The following is a 7,276-nucleotide window of genomic DNA, read 5'->3' as shown; positions in this document are numbered from 1 at the left end:
TTCAATTCAAGCGTTTTTTCTGTGGATAAGTCTGTGAATAGATTATGTGGATAACTGGTATCTGAGTGAGGTTATCTTATTGAAATTACTAGTTATCCTTCGGTTGATAACTTAAGTGGAAAAGAACAGCATTTTTATTGCCAATATGAGCAAAAATATTCCGAAAAAACGTTTTAAAGGCTTTGGGTTTAATCGATGTGCCATTTTGGCGCCGAGCGGTGCAAAGAAAATACTACTGGCAATAATTCCAAAAAAAGCCGGCCAATAAACGTAGCCTGAACTGAGTGCAGGCAAGTCTTGTAGATTAAGCCCAGCCAAAATATAGCCAATTGTTCCGGCAGCGGCAACGGGTAAGCTGATGGCGGCAGAAGTGGCAATGGCTTGATGCATGGAAATGTTATTCCAAACTAAATAGGGTGTTGTGAGAGTGCCGCCGCCAATACCAACGATTGAGGCGAATTTACCAATTAATATGCCAACGAAACTGTTTGCCCAAAAGCCAGGCAATGTTCGACTTGGGTTGGGTTTTTTAGCCATTAACATATTGATTGCAATGAGCAGTTCCAAAATTCCGAAAATTACCGCCAGTTGCCGGCCGGTAAAGTATTGGGAAGCCCAGCCGCCAATAAATGCACCCACTAAGACACCTAAAGCGAGTAACTTAAATACATCCCATCGGACAGCGTTGTGTTGGTGATGTGTGCGAACGGATGAGAATGAAGTGATTAATATGGTTGCCAAAGAGGTCGCAATCGCCATGTGGACGGCATGCTCGCTACCGGTAAAATAAAAAAGCGCAGAGGTGAGTACCGGTACTATGACCAAGCCGCCGCCAATGCCTAAAAGTCCCGCTAAGAAACCGACCACTGCACCCGTGAGAAGGTAAATGCTCAGTTCTAAAATAAGGTTTTCCATCTTTGGCCTCAGTTTGAGATAACAATATAATTTGGTTGAATTAGCAAACTTACGCAAATAACTGAGTCTGCAGACAGGCTTTACCGGCCGGCGCTATTTTAACAGGAAAGGAGGGGGGCAATTCAATTGACATTAACAAGCTATGCTTATAATTAACTGAGTATTTTAGAAATTTTTTATGGTTATGGATAGATTTTGATTTTGTACTTAAACTATCTGCCATGTTTATTTATGACTTTATTGAATAAGTTTTTTATATGAATAAGCATTAAAAAAATTATTAGACATTAAAGGATACTCTTTTGAATTTTACTAAACTTTTCGTAGTTACTGCTACAACCGTTTTAATCACAGCCTGTCAATCCACTCCTCATCACGAACATTCAAGTGCTCCAGTTTCTGATCAAGTGATTGCCGATCAGCGTGCGGCGTTGGCTAAAAATACCGAGGGAAAAGGTTTTGGACCTCAAGCTCCTCGTGATATTGATTCTATAGTTGGAAATAACACAATTGCCTTTAGCGATGCTCCAGCATCAGCCAATATGAATTTATGTAATATTCATTTTCATAAAAATGCAGAACACAAAGGAGGAGAGTTTACGACCTATGCAGGAAACGGTGATGGTCATGGCTATTTAAGCGGCTACAAGTACAGTGGCACTTTCCATCAAGCTGAGTTGCATGCCTTTCATGAGGATATTTGCCCAAGTAAACATGGGGCTTTGGCAGTCGGCGATACCATTGAAGTACATTATGTCTATTCGACTGCGCAAGTGGCTCCGGGCGAAAGTTTGGGAGCATGTTTGAATGATAGTATTAAAAACCCTCAGTTGCGTGTTGAAGCTCAGGTATATGTATTGGTGAATGATGACAAAGCATTGGACTTTAATGATTTAACCGCACACGGCATGCAAAATGGCAAATACCAAGCATTGAATATTCCAAGTAATACTGGAACCCCTGTGACTTATCAAGGGTCTACCACTGGGCCTGGTTACAATGAGAAAGGTTCTCCGTTCCAAGTGTCTTGGTCGGTACGCCCTCAAGTGGCGAAAGTGAATATTGAAACGGTGGGAGAATGGTGTAAAGGAAATGCTTTTAATGAAGATCATGCACATGGTGTAAGGAATCTTGTTATCAACCCTGATTTGCTTTCACCTATGTAAAGCACTACTTGTGTTTCAAAATTGACGTGTAATTGAGAGTCTGTCAGTTTTCAAGCCTGATTATTGGCTTTGGGATAGAATCTGTAATTGCAGAATATTTCTTTATCATCGTCTATTTAGTGCTTGGTTTTTTGTAAAACCACAATATGCATTGAGACGATGATTTTAGATTGAAGAAATAAAGAAAATCTTTTTATAAGCCATTGTTTTCTCGTGCATAACTCTTTATAATCCCCGTTTTTTCCATTCCTGGAAAATCAAATTTAAGGACAGTGACATGAAACGTACATTTCAACCTAGCGTAATTAAGCGTGCTCGTACTCACGGTTTCCGTGCTCGTATGGCAACAAAAAATGGTCGTAAAGTTCTAGCAGCTCGTCGTGCGAAAGGACGTAAGCGCTTAACTGTGTAGTTCTGGTTGTACTATTTCAATGGTAGTGCAAAAAGAAACGACTTACGACGAGTCTCTTTCATCATCTAAACGCAAAGTGACTCGTCGAACTTCTCAATCTTCTCGTCTTCAGACCTCTCAACACTTTTCTAAAGAACTTCGACTTCTTAAACCTAAAGAGTTTTCCCACGTTTTTGCAGATGCTGAGCGTTTTGCAAATCGTAATTGGACATTAATTGTGCGCCCTAATCAGCAATCGATTCCTAGATTGGGATTGGCCATTGCGAAAAAGCAGTTATTGCGAGCCGTTTGGCGTAATCGTGTAAAAAGAATTGCACGAGAAGCATTTCGCCAACATAAAGATGATTTATCTGGGTATGATATTGTGGTCCTCGGACGACGGGGGATGCAGGATATCGATAACGAAACGTTACATAAGAGTTTTCTGCATTTGATTCGCAAGATTCGAAAGAGTCAGCTCAAGAATCAAACAAAGTATCGTCCCACTTCGTCGGATGAAAAGTGACTGAATAATCGTCTGTTAAAGGGTTCTTATTAAATGAATATGAGATCATTTTGGTGGTTAGCGTTAGCCTTTACGTTAACTTGGATTTGGCTGGAGTGGATGCAATTTACCGCTCAAAAAGAACAGCAAACCTTGCAAACCAGTACTGCGCAAGAAGTGCCGGTTGCGAATAATGCAGTACCACAAACCACGTCTAATGCGTCAGCTGTGCCAACCGCAAATATGGGTGGTGTTAGTAATGATGCTGTCCCAGTTCTGCAAGAAGGAATTGCTTCGGTTCAACGTGTTCGGGTCATTACAGATCAATTGGATTTAGTAATTGATGCCCAAGGGGGGGATATTCGTGATGCGAAGTTACTCACCTACATGGCGACTGAAGATCACTCAAAACCTTTCCATCTTATGAATGATGCAGGCCCATTGGTCTATATGGCTCAGAATGGTCTGGCAACTCAGCCGAGCGCAAAACTTCCTGCTCCAACACACAAAGATATTTGGCAAGTGAAACAAGCTGAATATGTAATGACTGGCGACACGCTTGAAGTACCAATGACTTGGGAACGTGATGGCGTTAAAGTCACAAAGACTTACAAATTTACCAAAGGCAAGCATCTGATTGATGTGGTGTATAAAGTTGAAAACAACGCCACTGAAAATTGGGCTGGTAGCTTGTATTCGCAGTTGGTTCGTAATGCTTATAACCCAGAAGAAAGTTGGATGATGTATACCTACACAGGTCCAGTTTTGTATGACGGTAATGCGGAAGAGAAATATGTTAAACATTCGTTTGATGACCTAAATACTTCACCTGTCACTGGTAAAGCGGTAACCGGTGGTTGGGCGGCGATGATTCAACAATATTTCTTGACGGCGATTGTCCCAGATCAAGGTGCGCAGAATAATTACTTTGCAAAACCGGTTGGTGAAGGTCGTTATGCAGTGGGTGTGGTTGAGCCATTGGTGACAATACCGGCCGGTCAAAGTGCTGAAATTGCGTCACAACTCTATATTGGTCCTGAGCTGCAAGATGTTCTTGCGGATATTGCGCCAGGTTTGGAATTGACAATTGATTATGGGGTTCTAACTTTCTTGGCGGAGCCTCTGTTCTGGATTCTTGATACGATTCACGAATATGTCGGTAACTGGGGTGTGGCGATTATCATCCTAACGATCTTGATTAAGTTGGTGTTCTATAAGCTTTCAGAAACTTCTTATCGTTCAATGGCACGCTTACGTAAGTTCCAGCCGAAGCTTCAGCAGCTTAAAGAGAACTATGGTGATGATAAAGTCATCTTCCAACAGAAGATGATGAAGCTCTACAAGGAAGAGAAAATCAATCCATTAGGCGGTTGTTTACCGATTCTGATTCAGATGCCAGTATTCATCGCACTTTACTGGGTGCTGTTGTACTCGGTTGAAATGCGCCAAGCGCCATTTATGCTGTGGATTCAAGATTTATCAGCGATGGACCCATATTTCATCCTGCCGGTATTGATGGGTATTACCATGTTTATCCAGCAGAAGTTGAACCCATCGGCGATGATGGATGAGATGCAACAAAAAGTCTTTAAACTTTTACCGTTCATTTTCACATTCTTCTTCCTATGGTTCCCGGCAGGTCTGGTTCTATACTGGTTAGTGAACAATATTCTATCGGTTGGGCAACAGTACTACATTACCAAGAAGATTGAAGCTGGCGAAGATAGCAAATAAGGGATTTTTAAAATGCAAATTACTTATCAAAAACTGGGTACGGATCACCCAATGTACGGCAAGGTTGAGTTTTTAGTAGCAGATGGAACGCAACCACTTTGTTACAAAACCAAAGACGGCTACCTTCCATTGGAAGGAGGTTCTGCACCTGTCGCGACTGCTCAAGCTTCTGCGCCAGCGGCAGATATTAAAACACGTGACCTGTTTGTTCTATCTTTTAAAGTTAACGGTGAAGTTGAAGAACAAACCTTTGGCTCGAAAAAGAAAATGGACAAAGCCATTGCGCTTTACCAAGAACAAGCGTTTATTAGCGATATTTCTCATAAGACGTTTAAAGTCTTAATGGATTAATTGCTGATCTGCGAACGGTGATAAGTTCTTCACCGGCCGGTATCTTGTGCCCGAAAGGGTAATGTTAAAACGCCTACTATTTTTAGTGGGCGTTTTGCGTTTTAAGGCTAGAATTTAAGCTAGAATCTTTTCATTAAGAATTGTTTGGAAACCAGTTATGGAATTTGAAAATATTGATACGATTGCTGCGGTGGCAACAGCACCTGGGCGCGGTGGGGTAGGTATTATTCGCGTGTCGGGTAAAAAATCCAAATCGATTGCACAAGCGATTTTAGGCCTAGTGCCTGAGCCACGTTATGCTCATTACGGGCCTTTTTATGGGGCTGAAAATCAAGTGTTGGATCGAGGGATTGCGTTGTATTTTCCCAATCCGAATTCTTTTACTGGTGAGGATGTCTTGGAATTGCAAGGGCACGGGGGGCCGGTGGTTTTGCAATGGTTGCTTGAACGAGTAGTTGAACTTGGGGCGCGTTTAGCTGAGCCTGGTGAATTCTCAAAGCAAGCTTTTATGAATGACAAACTCGATTTAGCCCAAGCCGAGGCGATTGCGGATTTAATTGAAGCCAGTTCTGCGCAAGCAGCAAAATCTGCTCTGCGTTCTTTGCAAGGCGACTTTTCACGAGAAGTAAATACTTTGGTGGAAGAGTTGATTCAATTACGTTTGTATGTGGAAGCTGCGATCGATTTTCCAGAGGAGGAGATTGATTTTCTCTCCGATGGAAAAGTGGCTGGACAGTTGCAACACATTTTGGATCGACTACACCAAGTGTTTGCTTCTGCGCAACAAGGGGTGTTGTTGAGAGAAGGTATGTCTGTGGTAATTTTGGGCCGCCCCAATGCTGGAAAATCCAGTTTGTTGAATGCTCTCTCAGGAGAGGAGGTCGCAATTGTCACCGATATTGCAGGAACCACGCGAGATATTGTTAAGCAGGAAATTAATATTGATGGCATGCCATTGCATATTTTGGATACGGCTGGAGTACGTGAGGCAACCGATCAAGTCGAACAAATTGGAATTGAACGAGCTTGGCAAGCATTGGAAGAGGCTGATCGAGTATTGGTCATGCTGCAAGCTGGTGAGGCGATTCATGAAGAAGATCAGGTGATTTTGGATAAGTTGCCTGATTCATTGCCAGTGACATTGGTGCGTAATAAAATCGACTTAATTAATCATGCGCCGATGGTTGAAGTGGAAGAATCTACCGGCCGGTCGGTCATTTGGTTATCTGCAAAACATCAGCAAGGTTTGGAACTGTTACGTGAACATTTAAAAACCGAAATGGGGTTTGCACAGACCGAAGAAGGCGTGTTTATGGCGCGCAAACGTCATTTGGATGCGTTGCAAACGGCACTCGACTATACCCAAAATGGTCAGCAACAATTGGAAATGTATGCTGCTGGTGAGCTTTTGGCTGAAGATTTACGCTTAGCGCAAGAATCTCTTTCGGAAATTACCGGCCGGTTCACTTCTGATGATCTTCTTGGCCGAATTTTTAGTTCTTTTTGTATTGGAAAGTAATGAGTGTGAGTTTAAGCGAGGGTATATGAAGCAGTTGATTTTTATATTAGCTTTGAGTGTGTTGGGGTTGAGTCATTCAGCCAATGCGGATAATGCGACGTTTTGGCAGAGTTTGCAGCAAGGTGGCAAAGTCGTTTTGCTCCGACACGCTTCAATTGATCGAGAGTTTGGTAGCCCTTTTGTTTTGGATGACAGTTGTTTTAGTGAGCGAAATTTAAATGATTTGGGTGTCCAGCAAGCCAAACAGATTGGGCAGTTGTTCAAGAAGCATAAAATTGGTATTGATGCGGTTTACTCTAGTGAGCATTGTCGGACAAAAGATACTGCGGAAAATGCCTTTTCTGTTTACCAAGTGTCAAAAGCTTTACGTTTAATAAAGGCATTACCTGCTGATGAGGCGAATAAGCGTCTCCAAGAAACACGAGAGTGGATTGGTAATTTTAAGTCGACCAAAAACCTGATTCTGGTAACGCATCGTCCGAATATTTTGAGCCTGACTAATTTGAATATTGAACCCGCAGAGATGGTTCTGCTTGACCCATTAGGTGATGGATTATTTGAGGTGATTAATCAGTTCAAACACAGTAGCCAATAGTTTTGGTTTTTTCGCTCATTCACCATTGGTTTGAGTATTGAAAACATCTTATGCAGGTGTTGTAAATAATAAAGCACTCACCTGAAAGAGAGTGCTTTGT

General features: G+C 42.1%; 8 protein-coding genes. 7 read left to right on the top strand and 1 reads right to left on the bottom strand.

Going from position 1 to position 7,276, the window contains the following annotated elements:
* Positions 1–111: 111 nt before the first annotated feature.
* Positions 112–915 (bottom strand): sulfite exporter TauE/SafE family protein, encoded by an 804-nt coding sequence (locus D9T12_RS12380; protein ID WP_130538456.1) that lies wholly within the window; start codon positions 913–915, stop codon positions 112–114.
* 302 nt (positions 916–1,217) lie between these two features.
* On the opposite strand from D9T12_RS12380, the gene D9T12_RS12375 reads away from it, so the two are divergent.
* The 7 genes from D9T12_RS12375 to D9T12_RS12345 all read left to right on the top strand — a co-directional run bounded on the left by D9T12_RS12375 (position 1,218) and on the right by D9T12_RS12345 (position 7,176).
* A complete protein-coding gene (locus D9T12_RS12375; RefSeq protein ID WP_165395124.1) occupies positions 1,218–2,081 on the top strand; it encodes a delta-class carbonic anhydrase in 864 nt (287 codons plus the stop codon).
* Positions 2,082–2,358: 277 nt separating this feature from the next.
* On the top strand, positions 2,359–2,493 hold the full coding sequence (gene rpmH, locus D9T12_RS12370) for a 50S ribosomal protein L34 (RefSeq protein ID WP_024852172.1): 135 nt from the start codon (positions 2,359–2,361) through the stop codon (positions 2,491–2,493).
* 19 nt (positions 2,494–2,512) lie between these two features.
* Entirely contained in the window at positions 2,513–2,998 is a 486-nt protein-coding gene (gene rnpA, locus D9T12_RS12365; protein ID WP_130538455.1) for a ribonuclease P protein component, read from the top strand.
* Between the two features lie 33 nt (positions 2,999–3,031).
* On the top strand, positions 3,032–4,711 hold the full coding sequence (gene yidC / locus D9T12_RS12360) for a membrane protein insertase YidC (protein ID WP_130538454.1): 1,680 nt from the start codon (positions 3,032–3,034) through the stop codon (positions 4,709–4,711).
* Between the two features lie 12 nt (positions 4,712–4,723).
* The gene (locus tag D9T12_RS12355) at positions 4,724–5,062 is read left to right on the top strand and encodes a hypothetical protein (RefSeq protein ID WP_130538453.1); all 339 of its coding nucleotides are present in this window, start codon (positions 4,724–4,726) and stop codon (positions 5,060–5,062) included.
* A gap of 157 nt (positions 5,063–5,219) precedes the next feature.
* Positions 5,220–6,581 (top strand): tRNA uridine-5-carboxymethylaminomethyl(34) synthesis GTPase MnmE, encoded by a 1,362-nt coding sequence (gene mnmE / locus D9T12_RS12350; protein ID WP_130538452.1) that lies wholly within the window; start codon positions 5,220–5,222, stop codon positions 6,579–6,581.
* A 25-nt stretch (positions 6,582–6,606) separates the two neighbouring features.
* Positions 6,607–7,176, top strand: coding sequence for a histidine phosphatase family protein (locus D9T12_RS12345; RefSeq protein WP_165395123.1), 570 nt, complete (start codon positions 6,607–6,609; stop codon positions 7,174–7,176).
* The last annotated feature ends 100 nt before the right edge of the window (positions 7,177–7,276 follow it).

It is taken from the genome of Thiomicrorhabdus indica, assembly GCF_004293625.1.
Classification (GTDB): domain Bacteria; phylum Pseudomonadota; class Gammaproteobacteria; order Thiomicrospirales; family Thiomicrospiraceae; genus Thiomicrorhabdus; species Thiomicrorhabdus indica.
This window is presented reverse-complemented; position numbering and strand designations above follow the sequence as displayed.